The organism is Pseudomonas sp. B21-012, assembly GCF_024749305.1.
Lineage (GTDB): Bacteria > Pseudomonadota > Gammaproteobacteria > Pseudomonadales > Pseudomonadaceae > Aquipseudomonas.
Genome location: NZ_CP087197.1, coordinates 4,285,845 through 4,304,281 on the forward strand (window position 1 = coordinate 4,285,845; position 18,437 = coordinate 4,304,281).

At 63.0% G+C, this 18,437-nt stretch carries 18 protein-coding genes; 9 read left to right on the forward strand and 9 right to left on the reverse strand.

All coding sequences use genetic code 11. The features are described 5' to 3' along the window. Nucleotides 1–12 precede the first annotated feature (12 nt). From LOY37_RS19505 to LOY37_RS19515, 3 genes are all read left to right on the forward strand, one after another. Nucleotides 13–969 carry a LysR family transcriptional regulator gene (locus tag LOY37_RS19505; protein ID WP_258594476.1) on the forward strand — a complete coding sequence of 319 codons (957 nt, stop codon included), beginning with the start codon at nt 13–15 and terminating at the stop codon, nt 967–969. A 56-nt stretch (nt 970–1,025) separates the two neighbouring features. Further along, complete coding sequence (locus tag LOY37_RS19510) at nt 1,026–1,487, forward strand: MarR family winged helix-turn-helix transcriptional regulator (RefSeq protein ID WP_093380528.1); 462 nt, start codon at nt 1,026–1,028, stop codon at nt 1,485–1,487. Between the two features lie 127 nt (nt 1,488–1,614). Continuing rightward, on the forward strand, nt 1,615–2,043 hold the full coding sequence (locus tag LOY37_RS19515; protein WP_045195238.1) for an organic hydroperoxide resistance protein: 429 nt from the start codon (nt 1,615–1,617) through the stop codon (nt 2,041–2,043). A 70-nt stretch (nt 2,044–2,113) separates the two neighbouring features. On the opposite strand, the gene LOY37_RS19520 is transcribed toward LOY37_RS19515, so the two are convergent. Both LOY37_RS19520 and earP read right to left on the reverse strand, forming a co-directional pair. After that, a complete protein-coding gene (locus tag LOY37_RS19520; RefSeq protein WP_038994110.1) occupies nt 2,114–2,686 on the reverse strand; it encodes an elongation factor P in 573 nt (190 codons plus the stop codon). Between the two features lie 48 nt (nt 2,687–2,734). Continuing rightward, the gene (earP, locus tag LOY37_RS19525) at nt 2,735–3,865 is read right to left on the reverse strand and encodes an elongation factor P maturation arginine rhamnosyltransferase EarP (protein ID WP_258715547.1); all 1,131 of its coding nucleotides are present in this window, start codon (nt 3,863–3,865) and stop codon (nt 2,735–2,737) included. A gap of 122 nt (nt 3,866–3,987) precedes the next feature. On the opposite strand from earP, the gene LOY37_RS19530 reads away from it, so the two are divergent. After that, nucleotides 3,988–4,374 carry a hypothetical protein gene (locus LOY37_RS19530; protein ID WP_258715548.1) on the forward strand — a complete coding sequence of 129 codons (387 nt, stop codon included), beginning with the start codon at nt 3,988–3,990 and terminating at the stop codon, nt 4,372–4,374. Between the two features lie 4 nt (nt 4,375–4,378). Further along, nucleotides 4,379–4,861 carry a transcription elongation factor GreAB gene (locus tag LOY37_RS19535; protein WP_258715549.1) on the forward strand — a complete coding sequence of 161 codons (483 nt, stop codon included), beginning with the start codon at nt 4,379–4,381 and terminating at the stop codon, nt 4,859–4,861. Nucleotides 4,862–4,878: 17 nt separating this feature from the next. On the opposite strand, the gene LOY37_RS19540 is transcribed toward LOY37_RS19535, so the two are convergent. After that, nucleotides 4,879–5,811, reverse strand: coding sequence for a LysR family transcriptional regulator (locus LOY37_RS19540; RefSeq protein WP_093380520.1), 933 nt, complete (start codon nt 5,809–5,811; stop codon nt 4,879–4,881). 123 nt (nt 5,812–5,934) lie between these two features. Here LOY37_RS19540 and LOY37_RS19545 point away from each other — a divergent pair, with 123 nt between their 5' ends. Further along, nucleotides 5,935–6,684, forward strand: coding sequence for a 3-oxoacyl-ACP reductase family protein (locus LOY37_RS19545; RefSeq protein WP_258715550.1), 750 nt, complete (start codon nt 5,935–5,937; stop codon nt 6,682–6,684). A 6-nt stretch (nt 6,685–6,690) separates the two neighbouring features. Here the strand turns inward: LOY37_RS19545 and LOY37_RS19550 are convergent, their stop codons facing one another. Continuing rightward, nucleotides 6,691–7,578, reverse strand: a complete 888-nt coding sequence (locus LOY37_RS19550) for a LysR family transcriptional regulator (RefSeq protein WP_258715551.1) — start codon at nt 7,576–7,578, stop codon at nt 6,691–6,693. Nucleotides 7,579–7,684: 106 nt separating this feature from the next. Between LOY37_RS19550 and LOY37_RS19555 the strand changes: the two genes are divergently transcribed. Continuing rightward, nucleotides 7,685–8,878, forward strand: coding sequence for an MFS transporter (locus LOY37_RS19555; RefSeq protein WP_258715552.1), 1,194 nt, complete (start codon nt 7,685–7,687; stop codon nt 8,876–8,878). Here the strand turns inward: LOY37_RS19555 and LOY37_RS19560 are convergent. From LOY37_RS19560 to LOY37_RS19580, 5 genes are read right to left on the reverse strand one after another with little or no spacing between them, the layout of a single operon-like run. Next, nucleotides 8,875–10,215, reverse strand: coding sequence for a TolC family outer membrane protein (locus LOY37_RS19560; protein ID WP_213603548.1), 1,341 nt, complete (start codon nt 10,213–10,215; stop codon nt 8,875–8,877). The genes LOY37_RS19555 and LOY37_RS19560 overlap by 4 nt on opposite strands. Before the next feature lie 12 nt (nt 10,216–10,227). Continuing rightward, the gene (locus LOY37_RS19565; protein ID WP_045195256.1) at nt 10,228–11,526 is read right to left on the reverse strand and encodes an HlyD family type I secretion periplasmic adaptor subunit; all 1,299 of its coding nucleotides are present in this window, start codon (nt 11,524–11,526) and stop codon (nt 10,228–10,230) included. After that, nucleotides 11,523–13,265 carry a type I secretion system permease/ATPase gene (locus tag LOY37_RS19570; RefSeq protein WP_258594485.1) on the reverse strand — a complete coding sequence of 581 codons (1,743 nt, stop codon included), beginning with the start codon at nt 13,263–13,265 and terminating at the stop codon, nt 11,523–11,525. Before LOY37_RS19570 ends, LOY37_RS19565 begins: the two co-directional genes overlap by 4 nt. A gap of 46 nt (nt 13,266–13,311) precedes the next feature. After that, nucleotides 13,312–13,716, reverse strand: coding sequence for an AprI/Inh family metalloprotease inhibitor (locus LOY37_RS19575; protein WP_230090888.1), 405 nt, complete (start codon nt 13,714–13,716; stop codon nt 13,312–13,314). Nucleotides 13,717–13,740: 24 nt separating this feature from the next. Beyond that, on the reverse strand, nt 13,741–15,204 hold the full coding sequence (locus tag LOY37_RS19580; protein WP_195884774.1) for a serralysin family metalloprotease: 1,464 nt from the start codon (nt 15,202–15,204) through the stop codon (nt 13,741–13,743). A gap of 459 nt (nt 15,205–15,663) precedes the next feature. On the opposite strand from LOY37_RS19580, the gene LOY37_RS19585 reads away from it, so the two are divergent. Both LOY37_RS19585 and LOY37_RS19590 read left to right on the forward strand, forming a co-directional pair. Further along, the gene (locus tag LOY37_RS19585) at nt 15,664–16,044 is read left to right on the forward strand and encodes a hypothetical protein (protein ID WP_045195746.1); all 381 of its coding nucleotides are present in this window, start codon (nt 15,664–15,666) and stop codon (nt 16,042–16,044) included. A 227-nt stretch (nt 16,045–16,271) separates the two neighbouring features. After that, nucleotides 16,272–18,401 carry a TonB-dependent siderophore receptor gene (locus tag LOY37_RS19590; RefSeq protein ID WP_258715553.1) on the forward strand — a complete coding sequence of 710 codons (2,130 nt, stop codon included), beginning with the start codon at nt 16,272–16,274 and terminating at the stop codon, nt 18,399–18,401. Nucleotides 18,402–18,437: the final 36 nt, after the last annotated feature.

Genomic DNA, 18,437 nt, shown 5'->3' on the forward strand with positions numbered 1-18,437 from the left:
AGATCTGCCGCCATGAACCCCGACGCCCTGACCGAACAACTCAGCCTGTTTCTCGATGTGCTGGAAACCGGCAGCTTCTCCGCTACTGCCAGGCGTCATCCGTTGACGCCTTCGGCGGTGGCACGGCGTATCGACAGCCTGGAAAGCGCAGTCGGCAGCCGCCTGTTCGTGCGCAGTACCCATGCGCTAAGGCCGACGCCGGCGGGCAATGCCTTTGCCGAGCGCGCCCGGCGAATTGTCGAAGAACTGCGCCTGGCCCGGGCTGAAGCGGTGTCGCTGAGCAATGCCCCGGAAGGCCTGATTCGCATCGACGCCCCGGCCGCCTTCGGCCGCCGCCATCTGGCCCCGGCCATCGCCGATTTCCTCGTTGCCTATCCCGGCCTGGACGTACAACTGCGCCTGATCGACAGCTTCGTCGACCTGCACGGCGCGCACCTGGGCGAAGTCGACCTGGTACTGCGCGCCGGCCCGCTGGCCGACACTCGCCTGGTGGCCACGCCGCTGGCCTATATGGTGCGCATTGCCTGCGCCAGCCCCGGCTATCTGGCCCAGCGCGGCATTCCCGCCAGCCCGGCTGAACTGCCTGAACACGATGGCCTGGACTGGGACGGCCTGGCCCCGCCCTTCGCCTGGCGCTTCGCGGTCGAGGGGCAGATGCGCCTGTACCGCCCGACGCGCATGCGCATGAGTGCCAACAATGCCGAAACCCTGCTGTTCGGCGCCCTCGCCGGCCTGGGCATCGCCCACCTGCCCACCTGGCTGATCAGCGAGTACCTGCTGCGCGGCGAATTGCTGCCGCTATTCTGTGACAACGGATTGCCCAGCGCCGAAAGCAGTGGCATCTATGCCCTGCGCCTGGAACATGAAACGAACTCTCGCAGCCGTTTGCTGCTCGAATTCCTCAAGAGCCGCTTCAGCCCGATCCCGCCATGGGACCTGGCGCTGCAAAGCGAGCTGCGCTGGCAGTAAGTGCGCTAATGACTTGCGTGCTAAATTTAAAGGACTCAACCCATGAAAGGATGTGCATGAACGCCGACCCGAAAGCGCCCGCTCCCTGCGACGAACTGCGCCTGGATAACCAGGTGTGCTTTGCTCTGCATTCGACTTCGCTGCTGATGACCAAGGTCTACAAGCCGCTGCTGCACAAGCTTGGGCTGACGTACCCACAATACCTGGCGATGTTGGTGCTGTGGGAACAGGACGGCCTGACCGTCGGCGAGATAAGCCAGCGCCTGCTCACCGATCCAGGCTCGCTCACTCCCTTGCTCAAGCGCCTGGAAGCCGAAGGCCTGCTCAAGCGTACCCGCAGCCGTGAAGATGAACGGGTCGTGCTGGTGCAGTTGAGCGACCAGGGCCGCGCCTTGCAAGCCCGGGCCAAGGATGTGCCGCACTGCATCCTCGCCGCCAGTGGCGAGAACCTCCAACGCCTGCAAAAGCTGCAGGCCGACTTGCTGGAACTGCGCGCCAACCTGCAAAAAAGCCTCTGAGGGCTATGCTGGTAGATGACCGTTGGTAGGTCAGCCGAAAAATTATCTTGCGCACTAAATAATTGCGCGCTAATTTAATTTCCGCACCCACTCAGCGCCGCGGCGCCACTCACAAGCGAGGCTCATCATGCAAAAAGTCACTCCGCTGTACATTGCCCAAGCCACATCCACCGGTGGCCGCGACGGTAAATCGAGCTCCAGCGACGGCAAGCTGGAAGTCAAACTGAGCACCCCCAAGGAACTGGGCGGCGCCGGTGGTGACGGCACCAACCCCGAACAGCTGTTTGCCGCCGGCTATTCGGCCTGCTTTATCGGCGCCCTGAAGTTTGTCGCCGGCCAGCAGAAAAAGGCCCTGCCTGCTGACAGCTCGATCACTGCCAAGGTCGGCATCGGCCAGATTCCGGGTGGCTTCGGTCTGGATATCGACCTGAACATCAACCTGCCGGGCCTGGACCAGGCTGAGGCGCAAGCACTGGTCGACGCCGCTCACCAGGTCTGCCCGTACTCCAATGCCACCCGTGGCAACGTTGATGTACGCTTGCATGTCACTGTCTGAGTGATAAAACCCCAGGCATAAAAAAAACCCGGCCAAGGCCGGGTTTTTCGATTGCGCAGGAATGCCAGGCTTAGACCTTGGCACGGCCCTTGTAGGAGCCACCTTCGCGAGTGTCGATCTCGATCCAGTCGCCGATTTCGATGAAGTCAGCAACGCTCAGCTCGGTGCCGTTCTTCAGCTTGGCAGGCTTCATGACCTTGCCCGAAGTGTCGCCGCGAGCGGAACCTTCGGTGTAGTCAACCTGACGCACGATGGTGGTTGGCAGGTCAACCGAAACCAGGCGCTCTTCGAAGAACACGGCTTCGCAGACGTCTTCCATGCCTTCTTCGATGAACGGCAGAACGGCCTCGATGTCTTCGGCGTTCAGCTCGTACATGGTGTAGTCAGTGGTGTCCATGAAGGTGTAGGTGTCGCCGTTGATGAACGACAGGGTCGCTTCTTTGCGATCCAGGATTACGTCGTCCAGCTTGTCGTCGGCCGAGTAGACGGTTTCAGTCTTGTAGCCGGTCAGCAGGTTCTTCAGCTTGGTTTTCATGATCGCGCTGTTACGGCCCGACTTGGTGAACTCAGCCTTCTGAACCAGCCATGGATCGTTGTCGATACGGATCACGGTACCGGGTTTCAGTTCTTTACCAGTTTTCATTGCGATATATCCGAATTTGGATGGATTTACAAAAATCGAGGCCGCATATCATAGCCAATTTCGGTAAAACTGTACCAGCGCCGTGGCAAGGTCCGGCTGAGCGGCCTGCGCGGCGCTCCAGCGGCGGGCGTGCTGGTCGAGTTCGTCCCAGTGCAGCAGCACCTGCTGCCAGGCCTGGCCCATGTCGCAGTCCATGTTCCAGGCGCGCCACAATTGAACCAGCGCGTCGCCTGCCGCAGCGCTCAGGCCCTGGATGTACAGATCCAGAAACGCTTCGAGTTTTTCCCAGTGGGCATACTCTTCCTGCACATAAATATGCCAAAGCAGCGGTCGTGCCGCCCATTGCGCGCGAACGAAAGAGTCTTCACCGCGCACTGCATTGAAATCGCAACTCCACAGCAGCCGGTCGTAATCGTCCTGGCAGACGAACGGCAGGATCTGCACGGTCAGTGCGCCGCGCCGGGCAACACTGCCGACGCACAGCGGCTCGCCGAGCCAGGCCTGAACATCGCCCAGCACCCGGCCTTCGGGCACCAGTAGATGATTGGCGCGGCTGTCGCCAGCCAGGGCCTCGAGCCAGCTGGCCACGCCGGGGTTTTCGTAGGCGAACAGCGAAATCAGGCGGGCGTTTGCCGCTGGCGTCACGCCCAGGCGCTGCAGAAACGCGGTACGTGCGGCAGGGTCCTGCTGCAGCACGTCGCGTTGTGCCAACAGGTTCGCCTCACGCAGCAAGCCGCCGGTTTTGCGGGTGAAGCCCGGAAAGAAAAACACCTTGCGCAAGCCATTGGCCTGGGGCGACGGCAAACCATGGCAGCCTTCGACCCAGTCTTCGGCGCTGAGATAATCCAGGTTCAGCCACAATGGCGCACGTGGCTGATCGAGCATCGCCTGCACATAAGCGGGCGGCAACTGACAAGCGAACGCGCCAATCACCACCTGCGCTACCGCCGTCTCCTGCCACTCGCCAGGCCATTGGCGCACATCAACGCCCTGTTGCCATTGCTGGGCGGCATCGGCCCGGGCCTCGGGACAAATACGCACGAACGCCTTAAGGTCATCCACCCACAGGCGCACCGCCTGGCCCTGCTCGGCCACCAATTGCCGGGCCAGGCGCCAGGTCACGCCGATGTCGCCGTAGTTGTCGACGACACAACAGAAGATGTCCCAGTGCGCTTTCATCGCGGGCCCCTTGGAAAAAGCGCCGATTGTCCGGGTAAATCATCGCAGACAAAAGCATGGCAGGTAAAAAACCTGCTGCACCATGCGACAATGGCCACCCGTGTCCTGGCCAGGAGGCCATCATGCCCCGCCCTCGCGAACTGAAGATCACCCTCAAGCCGCTGCAACTGATCCTGTGCATTGCCCTGGGCCTGTGGCTTGGCGCCGTGGCCATCGCCCTGAGCTTGTGGCTGGCCGGGCGCCTGCTTCCCGCGACGGTGCCGCCGATCGGCCAGGTGCTTGCGCCGCCTGCCATCGCCCCGGCGCCCCCGCTGGCGGCAGACCCGCAACAGCAGATGTTCGAGCAGTACCAGCAGATCCTGCGCAACCAGCAGGTACAGCAGGCCGAAGAACAGGCACAAGGCAGCATGCGCAACCTGTCCAACCCCAAGTGCCAGTTCTGGCTGCAGCAAAACCGCAACCTGCCCACGGAAAAAAGTCGCGCCCATGTCCTGGAATTTTGCAACTGACACCATGAACAAAGCCGACCTGCTGCAACGCATCATCGATACCCTGACCTTCGACCTGGACGTCGCCCAGCGCGCGGCGCAAACCGCCTATGAAGCGGCCACCGCCGAAGAGAACATCGCCGAGAACAAGTACGACACCCTGGGCCTTGAGGCTTCGTACCTGGCCACCGGGCAAGCCCGGCGCATGGAAGAGATCCGCCAGGCGCGGGCGGCGTACCAGCAGTTGCTGCTGCGCGACTATGACCCGCAACGCGGCATCCAGGTCAGCAACCTGGTGACCCTCGAGGCCGAGAACGGCAGTTGCCAGCAGTTATTCCTCGGCCCCGAAGGCGCGGGCCTGAAGATTGGCCAGGGCGAGCACCTGGTCACGGTGATCACCCCGCGCTCGCCACTGGGTCAGGGACTGCTCGGCAAGGTCGAAGAGGATGAGGTCAGCCTGGTGCTTGGCGGGGTGTCCCAGCGTTACTTCATCCTCAAGGTTCTGTGATCAGGAAGGCTGCGCCTTCACAAAGATCCCAAGGCATCAAAGCGCTGCGCCAACCCCTGGCTGGCAAACTGCTCGATGATAAAATCGACAAAGGCCCGGGTCTTGCCCGGCAACAGTTTGTGTTCGGCGTAGTACAGCGAGATGTTGCCGTCGTCCACATACCAGTCCGGCAACACTCGCAGCAGCCGCCCGGCCTGCAGGTACGGCACGGCAAATGGCATGCTCACCAGCGCTACGCCCAGGCCCTGCTCCGCTGCCGCGCAGGCGGCTTCCGAATCGCTCATGGTCATGCGCAGGCGCAGGCTCAACGGACTTTGTTCCCGCTCGCGGCTGGTCAGCGGCCAGGAGCGCACGCGCCCGGTTTGCGGCGAACGGATGAGGATGCCATCGAGTGCGTGCAAGTCGCCAGGCTGGGTGATCGGCGGATGCTGCTGCAGGTAGGCCGGCGCCGCTACCAGAATCCGGTGCGCCGGAGTCAGCTTGCGCGCCACCACGCCTTGCGGCAGATCGAAGCCGCCGCCAATGGCCGCATCGAAACCCTGGCCAATCAGGTCGACCTGGCGGTTATCAAAATGCCAATCGGGGCTGATGGCCGGGTAGCGCCGCAGGAACTCAGCCAGCAACGGCACAATGTACAGACGGCCGAACACCGTGCCCATGCTCACTTTCAGGGTACCGGCCGGCTGCCCTTCGGCACTGGCAAGGTTAGCCACGGCGTACTGGATGGTCTGGAAACTCGCCGCTACCTCACCGAGAAAGCGCTGGCCGGCCTCGGTCAGGGTCAGGCGCCGAGTACTGCGCTGGAACAAGCGCACACCCAGGCGTGCCTCCAGGCGGGCGACGTTCTTGCCCACTGCCGCCGGGGTCAGGCTCAGGCGCCGCGCGGCTTCGGCAAAGCTGCCGACCTCGGCGCTGCGGACAAAACACTCGATACTGCTGAACGACTCCATCGCGGCGATTCCATACTTCTGGTTTACACAGACTATAGCGATTACTGGCTACCGGCAGGGTAATCAGCGGCCGATACTGAGCCCCATCCAAGGCATCCGGCCTTGTTCTTTCGGGAGCACAGCATGTCGACCCAATCCAGCCTCAACGGTAAAGTAGCCCTGATCCAGGGTGGCTCGCGCGGTATCGGCGCTGCCATCGTCAAACGCCTGGCCGCCGAAGGCGCCAGTGTCGCCTTCACCTACGCCAATGCCACGGCCCAGGCCGATGCCTTGCAGCAGAGCATCATCACCGCCGGCGGCAAGGCCCTGGCAATCAAGGCCGACAGCGCCGATGCCAGCGCCGTGCAGCAGGCTGTGGCAAGCACCGTCGAGGCCTTCGGTGGCCTGGATATCCTGGTCAACAACGCCGGGGTACTGGCCGTCGGGCCACTGGCGGATTTCAGCCTGGAAGACTTCGACCGTACCCTGGCGGTGAATGTGCGCAGCGTTTTCGTCGCCACCCAGGCCGCTGCCCGGCACATGGGCCAGGGCGGGCGAATCATCAACATCGGCAGCACCAATGCCGAGCGCATGCCCTTCGCCGGCGGCGGCCCCTATGCCATGAGCAAGTCGGCGCTGGTCGGCCTGACCCGCGGCCTGGCCCGTGACCTCGGCCCCCTGGGCATCACCATCAACAATGTCCAGCCTGGCCCGGTGGACACCGACATGAACCCGGCCCAGGGCGAGTTTGCTGAAAGCCTGATGGGCTTGATGGCGGTGGGTCGCTACGGCCACGTCGAGGAAATCGCCAGCTTCGTCGCCTACCTGGCCGGCCCGGAGACGGCCTACATTACCGGCGCCAGCCTGACCATCGATGGCGGCTTCGCTGCCTGAGGCAGGTCAATGGCCGTCCCGGACCGCCAGGCGCTGCTCAATCAACTGGACAAAGGCCCTGGCGGCCGGGGTCGGGTGCGTCGACCAGATCGCATAAACATGCCGCACCGGCGCATCCTCGACCGCTACCGACGCCACGCCATTGAAGCCGTTGGCAATTCGCGCCGGCACCAGGCCAATCGCCAGGCCGCGTTTGGCGAACTTTTCAACCAGGCGGATATTGGTCATTTCGAACTGCACCCGATGGCGTACCCCGGCGGCGGCGAAGGCTTCGTCGGTTTGCCGGCGTGCCCCGCTACCGGCGGGAAAATCCACCAGCGGCTGGGCTTCAAGATCGGCCAGGGACAAGCGAGTCTTGCCTGCCAAAGGGTGCTCGACAGCCATCACCGCCACCAATTCTTCTTCGGCCAGCAGACGGTACTCGACGCCCTCCAGGCGCTCGCCCGGCCAGATTCCGATAAAACCCACGTCCAGGCGTCGCTCGCGCACGTCGGCGATCAGCAACTCGCTCTTGGCCATCAGCCAGCGGATGTCCACCCGTGGATGTTGGGCATGAAAATCAGCCAGCAGATCGACCAGGTCCAGCTCGGTCAGCGAGGTGATCTCGCCGATCGACAATTGCCCGCGCACTTCACCGCAGGCGGCGGCAACATCCTCGGCAATCCTTCGAGTCGCCTCCAGTGCTGGCCGTGCGCTTTGCACAAAAGCTTCCCCCGCAGGCGTCAGGCGCACGCGCCGCGAGCTACGCTCGAACAGGCTGACGCCGAGGGTTTCTTCCAGCCGGGCAATCTGATGGCTCAAGGCCGACTGCACCACATGGCAGCGCTCGGCGGCGCGGGTGAAGCTGCCGGTGTCGACTACCGCCAAGGCATATTCAATCTGCTTGAGATTCATGGACCGATCTATTTTCAAGATGGATAGAATGAAAACGATACATTGGCGTCATGCTAGCGCATTTCCCATACTGACACCTCCAACTGCCACTGATTAGAGACGGTCCATGACCTCTGCCACCCACCCCCTGAGCCGCGGCCTGATTTTGCTGATGGCCACTGCCACAGGCCTCGCGGTCGCCAGCAACTACTACGCACAACCCTTGCTGCACAGCATCGCCGAGCATTTCGGCCTGACCACCGCCAGCGCCGGGGCAATCGTCATGGCCGCGCAACTGAGCTACGGCGCCGGCCTGTTGTTGCTGGCCCCACTGGGCGACCTGTTCGAACAACGCAAGCTGATCGTCAGCATGATTGCCATCAGCACCCTGGGCCTGCTGATCAGCGCCTTTTCGCCAAGCCTGATATGGCTGCTGATCGGCACCACCCTCACCGGCCTGTTTTCGGTGGTCGCCCAAGTGCTGGTGCCGATGGCGGCGGGCCTGAGTGATCCGGCGCAACGCGGGCGGGTGGTCGGCACGCTGATGAGCGGGCTGCTGCTGGGCATCCTGCTGGCGCGCACGGCTGCCGGCTTCATGGCTGAACTGGGTAGCTGGCGCAGCATCTACCTGTTGGCGGCAGGGTTGATGGGGCTGTCGGCGATCGCCCTGTTCCGTGCCCTGCCCGAGCGCCATCAGCACGCCGGGCTCAGCTATCCGGCGTTGCTCGGCTCGATGTTCCGCCTGTTCGTCGACGAGCCGATCCTGCGCTTGCGCTCGCTGCTGGGGCTGTTGTCGTTCAGCCTGTTCGCCTTGTTCTGGACGCCGCTGGCCTTTCTGCTGTCGGCCGAGCCTTACCACTATTCCGACGCAGTGATCGGCCTGTTCGGCCTGGCCGGTGCCGCCGGGGCCCTGTCGGCCAACTGGGCCGGGCGCCTGGCCGACCGCGGCAAAGGCCCGCTGGGCACCACGGTGGGCTTGCTGGTACTGCTGCTTTCGTGGGTACCGCTGGCCTTTGCGCAGTCGTCGCTGGCGGCATTGCTGGTTGGCGTGCTGTTGCTCGACCTGGCGGTGCAGCTGGTGCACGTGAGCAACCAGAACGCGGTGATTGTCCTGCGTCCGCAAGCGCGCAACCGCCTGAATGCCGGCTACATCACCTGCTACTTCATCGGCGGCGCCCTCGGCTCGCTGCTCGGCACGCAGCTGTTCCAGCGCTATGGCTGGGACGGCATCGTCATCGCCGGCCTGAGCATCGGCGCCCTGGCCCTGCTGGTCTGGGGCCTGGCTGAGCGCCAGCGCGCCGTGCGCCTGGGTACCGCCTAACGGCGCACAAAGGCTTCATCGACCCTCGCCAGGTGCTCCTCGCGCAGGGTCCCGGCGTAGTAGTGCAGCTTGATCCAGGCCAGCAAATAGTCGTAGCGGGCCTGGGCCAGGTCGCGGCGGGTGGTCGCCAGTTGCTGCTCGGCATTGAGCACATCGAGGTTGACCCGCTCGCCACCCAGCACACTCTGGCGGGTCGATTGCACCAGCGCCTCGGCCGAAGTCAGCGCGCGCTGATAGGCACGCAGGCGGCTGACGCCGGACTGGCAGGCGTTGTACTGGCGGCGCAGCTCGATCAGGGTGGTACGGGTATTGCCGTCCAGTTCATATTCGGCCTGCTCCAGGTTGCGGCTGGCCTGACGGGTGGCCGCCGACACCCCGCCCCCGGCAAACAACGGCAGGCTGACTTCGATGCCGATGGTGTTGGTGTCATAGCGCTGGTTATAGGTGTTGCCACTGTCGGACTGCATTTGCCGAGAAGTCGCGTAAGCCGTGACCTTGGGCAGGTGCCCGGCCCGGTTGCGCTCCACCTCGAATCCGGCCACTTGCAGGGCCTGGCGCTGGGACGCCAGTTGCGGGTTGTTGGCCAGGGCCAGCTCATGCCAGGCCTCGTAGGTCGCAGGCTGCAGCGCCAGCAGGGCAAAGCCGTCGTTGAGCGGCGCCAGCTCGTCGATGCGCGCCGAAGGCTCGCCGATCAGCGCCCCCAGCTCGCGCAGGGCGGCGTCCTGATCGTTACGGGCCTGGATCTCCTCGGCGTCGGCCAGCTCATAGCGGGCCTGGGCTTCGAGGATGTCGGTACGGGTGCCCTCGCCCTGCTGGAACAGTTGCTGGTTCTGCTGGAACTGCTGTTGATAGGCCTGCTTGCTGGCGACACTGATGCTGATCTGGTCGTCGGCGAACAGCGCCTGGGTATAGCTGGTCATCACCCGCACCAGCAGTTCCTGGCTCTTGCCGCGAAACTCCTCGTCGGCAAACAGCGCCTGGGCCACGCCCTTGCGGTAACTGGCGTAGGCCTCGTAGTCGAGCAACGGCTGCTGAAGGATGAAGGTCGAGCCGTAGCTGTTGTAGTGGCGGTCTTCATCTTCGCGCCGCGAATCGCCCAGGTAGCGGGCCTTGGAATCGTTGCGGCCCTTGTTGTAGTTGTACGAAAGGTTTGGCAGCAAGCCGGCGCGGCCGATGGCGCGGTTTTCCTGCCCGGCGTCGCGGGCCTTGAGCGCGCCGAGGAACACCGGGTCCTTGCGCAGCGCCTGTTCATACACCTGAAACGGCCCCATGGCCTGCGCGCCCGCCCCTGTTGTCAGGGCGAACGCCGCCAGCAGCCCGGTCATCAAGCTTTTCATCCACGGGCTTCCTTATTGTTCGGTCAACGCGGTGCCTGCCCGGTCGAGCAGGGGTTTGAACAGGTAATTGAGCATCGAGCGCTCGCCGGTACGCACGAACAATTCGGCCGGCATGCCCGGCTTGATCACCAGCCCGTCCAGGCGTGCCAGGGCCTGCTCGCTGACGGTGCTGCGCAGCACGTAATACGGTTGGCCGGTCTTGTCATCGAGCAACTGGTCGGCGGAAATCAGCGCCACCTCGCCCGACACCCGCGGTGTACTGCTCTGATTGAAGGCGGTGAAGAGGATATCCACAGGCAGCTGCATCGCGACTTTATCCACAAGGTTGACCGGCAAGCGCCCTTCCACTTCCAGGGCGGTGCCCTGGGGCACCACCTCTAGCAAGGTTTCGCCGGCGCGCACCACCGCGCCCTCGGTATGCACGCCAAGGTTGACCGCAATGCCGTCGGCCGGGGCGAGGATCTCGCTGTGCTGCAGGTCGAAACCGGCCGAGGTCAGTTGCTGCTCAAGGGTCAGGCTTTTCAGTTGCGCTTCGGCCAACTGGCTGCGCACCTCTTTCTGATATTCCTCGCGCCGCTGCTGCAGGTTCAGCCGCGACTCGACAATGCCCTGCTCCAGCCGCGCGCTGTCGCCGCTGTTTTGCGCCAGGTCGCGCTGGACCTGGGACAACTGACGCTGATACTCGAGCAAGCGGTTGCGCGGAATGTAGCCCTGAATTGCCAGCGGCTTGAGGTTCTCCAACTGCTCACGCAGCGAATCGGCCTGGGCCTGCAGGTCGCCACGGGCGCGGCGCATGCCGGCCAACTGGGCCACGGCGCCGTCGATACTGGCGGTCAGCCCGGCCTGCTCGCGGGCCTGGGCATCACGGCGGCTGCTGAACAGCTGGCGCTGGCTCTCGAGCACCAGGCTCAGCTGCGGGTCGGGGTTGCTGGCAAGCTGCGGGGGAAAGATGATTGCGCCGAGGTTGTCGCGCTCGCTCTGCCAGCGCGCCAGGCTGGCCCAGGCCAAGCGGTACTGGGCCTGCAGCGATTGCACATCGGCCTGGACCTGGGTCTGGTCGAGGCGAAACAACGGCTGCCCCTGTTTAACCAACTGGCCTTCGCTGACCAGGATGCGGCTGACCACGCCACCGGCCAGGGATTGCACCGCCTTGCGCTTGCCCGAGACCACCACGGTGCCCTGCACGGCAATGCCTTGATCGAGCGGCGCCAGGGTTGCCCAGGCAATGAACCCGCCAAAACCGACCAGGGTCAGCAGCCAGCCCAGGCGCACGTAAAACCGGGCACTGCGGCTTTTATCGACCTGGCTCATGCGCCACCTCCGGTTGCCAGTGCGGCATTTGCGGGCTGGCGCTGGGCCTGCTCCTGAGCCCGGCTCAGGGCCTGCATGACTTCATGGGTCGGGCCAAAGGCCTGCATCCGGCCCTCGCTGAGCACCAGCAGTTTATCCGCCTGGGCCAGGGCGGCCGAGCGGTGCGTAACCAGCACCACGGTGCGGCCCTGGGCTTTCATCTGGGCGATGGCAGTGGCCAGCGCCGCTTCGCCGCTGGTGTCGAGGTTGGAATTGGGTTCATCGAGCACGATCAGGCTCGGCCCGCCGTACAGGGCCCGGGCCAGGGCGATGCGTTGCTTCTGCCCGCCTGACAGGTCGCCACCGTCTTCGCCCAGGCGTGTGTCATAGCCTTGCGGCAGGCGCAGAATCAGTTCGTGCACGCCGGCCTGGCGCGCGGCTTCGACCACCTTGAGGCCGTCGAGCTCGGCAAAGCGGGCAATGTTCTCGGCAATGCTGCCGCGCAGCAGTTCGATGTTCTGCGGCAGGTAGCCGATATGCGGGCCGAGGGCCTCGCGGTCCCAGCGGTGCAGGTCGGCGCCGTCCAGGCGCACGGTACCGGCCAGGGTCGGCCAGACGCCGACCAGCACCTTGGCCAGGGTCGACTTGCCCGAGCCGGAGGTGCCGAGCACGCCAAGTACTTCGCCGGCACCCAGGTTGAAACTGATCTGCTGCAAGGTGGCCACGCGCTTGCCAGGCGGCCCGGCGCTGACCTGTTCGAAGCCCAGGCGCCCGCTTGGCGCTGGCAAGGCCATCGGCGCCGGCGGCTCGGGAAACGCGCGCAGCAGGCCATCCAGGCGCTGATAGGCCATGTGCGCGCCACTCCACTGCTTCCACACGGCAATCAGCTGATCGATCGGGCTGAGCACCCGGCCCATGAGGATGGAACCGGCGATCATCATCCCCGGAGTCATCTGCCCCTCGATCACCAGCAGGGCACCCAGCCCCAGCACCAGCGACTGCAGGCACAGGCGCAGCGACTTGCTCACCGCGGTGATCACCGCCGAGGTATCGCTGGCCTGGTTTTGCAGGTTCAGAAAGCGCGAATGCAAGGCAAACCAGCGCTGGCGCAAGGCGCCAAGCATGCCCATGGCCTGGATGCTCTCGGCATTGTGCAACTGGCTGCTGGCCAGGTGCGTGGACTGCTGCTGGAAACCGCTGGCCTCAACCAGCGGCTTGTGAGTCAGGCGTTCGTTGAGCACCGCCAGGGCGATCAGCAGCAGCGCCCCGGCGCAGGCCATGACACCCAGCCAGACGTTGAAGAGGAAAATCACTGCCAGATAAATCGGAAACCAGGGTGCGTCAAAGAAGGCAAACAGTGCAGGACCGGTGACAAATTGCCTCACTTGCGTGAGGTCGTTAAGTGCTTGCCCGGCCTGCCCGTCGCCCTGGCGCAAGTTGCGTTCAAAGGCCGCACGGTAGACGTTGAGGTTAAAGCCCTGCTCCAGCTGGTTGCCAACCCGGATAACAATAAAACTGCGGATCGCTTCCAGCGCGCCGATAAACACGAAGAAGCCGACTACCATCAACGTCAACATCCACAGGGTTGTTTCGTTTTGCGAAGACAGTACCCGATCATACACTTGCAGCATATAAATCGAGGGCACCAACATAAGCAGGTTAATCAACGCGGTAAAACAACCCACACTCAATAGCGTGGACTTGTGATCGGCCAGTGCTGCCCACAGGGGTGCCCCGGCTTTATGAGTCGGCTTGTTCATTGTCCGCCTTTCTATCCCTGAAAAATCGGCAATCGCCTACAAGGCTTTATTCTTTATTCTTACGTTCCAGCAAGAGTATCTTTCCGGATATGGAAGTCCATTTGAAGATACCTGGCTTATAACGGTTAAAGTGCACCATCGCGCTACCGCTGCCATCAAGCAAAGCCAGCGTATCAGTGGTCGGCAGCCAGCCGCTGGGGCGCTGCCCAATCAGCCCTGCTACGCATTCGAGATCGCCGCGCAAGGTTTGCGCTGCATCCAGGTGCATTTCACAACCCGCGGCTCGATCGTTTTCGGGGTAAAGCATCCAGTCACCGGCCAGTTGCGCGGGCGTGGGGAGTAGCAGGCTGCTTGCCATACCGACCTCGGTCATCAACATCAGGGGAATCGCGCCGAGCGCGATCATTCGCTTCAAAGCCATTATCTGTCCGCCTCGGAAAAGGCGGCGCATCGGCGCCGCCCTTTCAGTTTGCTATCAGACCACGATATCCGTGGCGACCGCCTGACCTACAGTGGTCACCAGGAAATCAGACAGGCTGTTGCCGGTGAAGTCGATCGACAGGCTACCGAGGTTGCTTGCCTGATCGAAGCTAAGCACCGCTTCGCCGGCATGGCCGGTGAAGGCATCAACGAACTGCAGCGGCAGCTTGTTGACGGCAAAGGCCGACATTGCCGACAGATCGATCTTGTCCTGACCGCTGACGAAATCCATGATCCGGTCGGGATTGCTCGGGGTCGAATCGCTGCTGGCAGCGAAGATGAAGGTGTCGGAACCGGCACCACCCCAGAGTTTGTCGGCACCGCCGCCGCCATAGATGATGTCGTTGCCGGCACCACCCTTGAGCTCGTTGGCCACGGCGTTGCCGATCAGCAGGTCGTTGCCCGAGCCGCCGATGGCGTTCTCTACAATGGCACCCTTGGCAATGGAAATATTGCCGATCATGCCGCCGACGTCGGAGAACGACGCGTCATTGAGGTTGATCTTCTGGTTCTGGGTAAAACCGGAGAAGTCCAGGGTGTCGTTGCCGCCACCGTCCCACACCGAGAAGACGATTTTCGACGAGGCCGAGGTGGCCGAGTAGAAGTCGCGGTCAGCGGTGGAGTTGAAGCCGTACACGGTGTCGCCGGAGCGGGTCGCGTAGTTGGCGCCATAGAGCTTCTGGATGGCGGCGATGTCATCCATCAGCGGTGCCGAGGAGTACACCTGCACACCGCCCTTGGTGAAGTTCTGGCTGGTGTTGCTCTCGCCCCAGTAACTCATGACGCTGTAGCCACGGGTGTCCTGGCCGTAGGTAGCATCGGCATAGGTCGGGTAGCCTTCGCCGGCGTTGTAGTCGCCGGGGTGGGACAGGCCCAGGACGTGGCCGATTTCGTGGGTCAGGGTCTGACGGCCGTAGTTGCCGTTTTCCGGGTTGACGTTGGCCTGGTACTGATTGTTGATCAGGTACCAGGATTCGCCCTTGTGCGAGCCCGGACCGTCGAACGGCAGGTAGGCGAATGCCGCGCCGCCGGTGCTGCCATCGCTGTAGTTGCCGAAGGTCATGTGACCGTCGCCGCCCGAGGCGCCTTCCTTGAAGGTGACCTTGGCCACGTCCGCCCAGGACTGCATGGACAGTTTGGCCTGGGCTTTCTGCTGCGCGGAAAAGGCGCTGAACGAGCCCAGCCCCTGACCATAGAAGTCAGAAGGTGCCTTGGTCAGGAAGGTATAGGTCAGGCTGATGGTGCCGTCCTTGTTCAGGTCTTTCCAGGCAGCGCCGTCGCGCAGCAACTGGGTAGCGGCCTGGTCGACCGAGAACGAAGGTTTGCCATTGACTGTCGCACTGCCGCCGCGATCATATTGATGGCCGAAACTATTGATCAGGCTGTAAGCGGAACTTGCACCGTGCGGTTGCAATACAGAGCCAGCTGAAACAATAGCGCTTTCTTTGACTTTCGACATACAGACACTTCCTTGTTTACAAAAAAGCAGTTGTTGTCCGATAGGACGCTCCTGCGGCGAGATCGTCCTATCACTCGCCTGAATGAGGCGGGGAAAAACTGACACAGGTGGAATTGAACTGTCCAGCTTTTTTTGACGTAAATTTTCAATAAGACTAATTGTTTATTGTCCTACACGCGCAAACCCTTGATTTAGCCAGTGCGTATACATTTGCGCAAACGACGATATATCGAGACTGACAAAAACCCCGGCCCTAGACGAAAACTGACCTGACAGTTTTAGTTGCATAATCGAAGTTTAATTATAAGAATGCGACATGCCGTTATAACCCGGTGATTCTGAGCCTTTACTTTTTTGTGACAACTAGCGGGTGACCCTCCGTCGGCTGGCCATTGACTTGTGACGGGCCCGGGCGCTGAGTAGGGATTGGTCAACAGCCCTTTCAACCTGGATGCCACTATGACAAGACTCACGGTTCAATCCGGCGATTTCTTGCAAGGTGAAGGCGAGTACCGCAATGGATCGCTCACACTCAAGACCGCCCGCAGCCCCTCACCTGGCGAGAAAATCGCCCTGACCCGCATTACCGATCTGATCGTCGCCAATCAGGAATCCAGCCGCAGCCTGAGCAGTGCGCTGGGCTGGGGCGTTGCCGGCGCCCTGGTGGCCGGCCCGGTCGGCCTGATCGCCGGCCTTTGGCTAGGCGGCAAGGAAGAAGAGGTGACCTTCCTGGCGACCTTCAAGGATGGTCGCAAGCTGATGGCCATCACCGACAAGAAGACCTGGTCGAAAATCGACGGCAATTGGCGACGCCACAGCCAGGCGGCAGCGAACGGCTGAATCCGCACAGCCCTCGTACGTTCATGGTCATGACAATCGATTGAAAACAGGGGCGCCGCCAACCGGTCGCCCCTGCTAAGATTGCGCCCCCGCCTGCCCGGCGCAATACCCGGCAGGCTTTCGCCACCCGGGCTCGCGCCCCTCATCGCCTATCGGGCAAATACGCCCTGCCGGACAGCAGCCGATCGATACCGGCGCGTTCGCGTTCGTTTTCAAGGAGCTCCTGCATGACCCTGCCTCGCCCTCGCCTGCCCTTGCGCCTGCTCGGCCTGAGCCTGGCCCTGCCGGCTACACACAGCCTGGCCGAGGACAGCATCACCCTGGCCCCGCTGCAGGTGTCGCAGGTCTATAGCGAGGGGTACCAGGCCCGCGAAGCTGCGGTCGGCGGTTTCCAGCCGGCGCCACTGCTCGATACGCCGGCCTCGATTGCAGTGTTCAACGAGCAACTGCTGGCCGACCGCCAGGTGCGCAAGCTCAGTGAAGTGCTGCAAAGCGATGCCTCGGTGGGTGAAAGCTATGCGCCGATCGGATACTACGAAAACTTCAACGTGCGCGGCTTCGAGCTCAACGCCGCCAGCAGCTACAAGATCAACGGCCAGACCATCGCCGGCGAGCAGAACGTGGCGCTGGAGAACAAGCAACAGGTCGAGTTGCTCAAGGGCCTGTCGGGCTTGCAAAGCGGCGTGTCGGAACCCGGTGGCCTGATCAACTACGTGACCAAGCGCCCGGAGGATGTGCGCTCGGTGACGGTTTCAAGCAACGAACAAGGCGAGCGCTACCTGGCCACCGACCTCGGCGGCTGGTTCGGCAGCGAGCGTCAGTTCGGCCTGCGCGCCAACCTGGCGCATGAGGACATCCGCAGCTACGTCGACCACGCCGACGGCAAGCGCGACTTCGCCTCGCTGGCCTTCGACTGGCAGATCAACCCCGACGCCGTGCTGCAGCTGGATGCCGAATACCAGCAGCGCGAGCAGCGTTCGGTGCCGGGCTACCAGTTGCTCGGCGGCAACAGCCTGCCCCACGGCATCGACCCGCATGACCGCCTGGCCTATCAGCACTGGGCCAACCCGGTGAGCATCGACTCGCTGAACCTTGGCGGGCGCTTCGAATATCGCTTCAGTGACAACTGGACCGGCAGCGTCAGCGCCTCGCGCAGCAAGGTGGTGATCGATGACTACAGTTCGTTTGCCTGGGGGTCGAGTGAAGGCGTCTACTTCAGCGAGGCAGGCGACTATGACATTTATGACTACCGCAGCCCCGACGACACCCGACGCACCGATGAGGCTCAAGTGGCGCTCAATGGCCGCTTCGACAGCCTGGGCGTTGGCCACGAGCTGACCATCGGTAGCAGCGCTCAGCGTCGAACCCTCGATCAGCGCCCCTATTTCAACGAGTGGATCGGCAGCGGCAACATCTATCAACAAACGCCGGCGCTGGAGCCGTCTGAAAAAACCCCTGGCCACAGCACCCGCAGACTCGACAGCCGCCAATACGGGATATTCGCCAGCGACCGCATCAGTTTCAATGAGCACTGGCAGACCGTGCTGGGCGCACGCCTGGTGCGCCTGGATGAAAAAACCTTCGGCGAAGATGGCAACTCAGGCCGCCACACCCGCGACTACCAACTGTTGCCCAATGCCGCGCTGATCTACAAGCCGCGCCCGGACATCGCCCTGTACACCAGCTATAGCAAGGGCCTGTCTTCCGGCGGTACTGCGCCGTGGTTCGCTAGTAACGGTGCCGAGATTCTTGCGCCGACCCTGTCCCATCAACTGGAAGTCGGCATCAAGCGCGACTGGCAACGCCTGAGCCTGAGCGCCGCGCTGTTCCAGCTGCGCCAGGCCTATCAGTATTCACAACCTGACGGTGCCGGTGGTTTCACCTATGTGCAGCAAGGCCAGCAAAAAAACATCGGCCTGGAGCTGGGCGCCAGCGGCTGGCTGACCTCCAACCTGCAGATCAACGCCAGTGCTGCGGCAATTCGCGCGCGGGTCAAAAACAGCGGCACGGCGGACTACGAAGACCATCAGGCGCTCAACGTACCGAACTTGCGCGCTGCGGTGCAGGCCGACTACAGCCTGCCGATCCCGGGCCTGGCCCTGCTCGGCGGTGCGCGCTACAGCGCCAGCAAGTACGCCAATCAGGCTGGAACGGTTGAGGTCGGCAGCTATGCGGTGTTTGACCTGGGCAGCCGTTACAGCACCAGGATTGGTGGTTACGACACGGTGCTGCGGCTGATGGTGGATAACGTCTTCGACAAACGCTACTGGCGCGATGCCGGGGAGTACCTGGGGGATGGTTATCTGTTTCAGGGGGCGCCGCGCACTGCACGGGTTTCGGCGTCTGTGAGCTTCTGAGGGGCTCATCGCGGGTCGACTTGACCCGCGATGAAG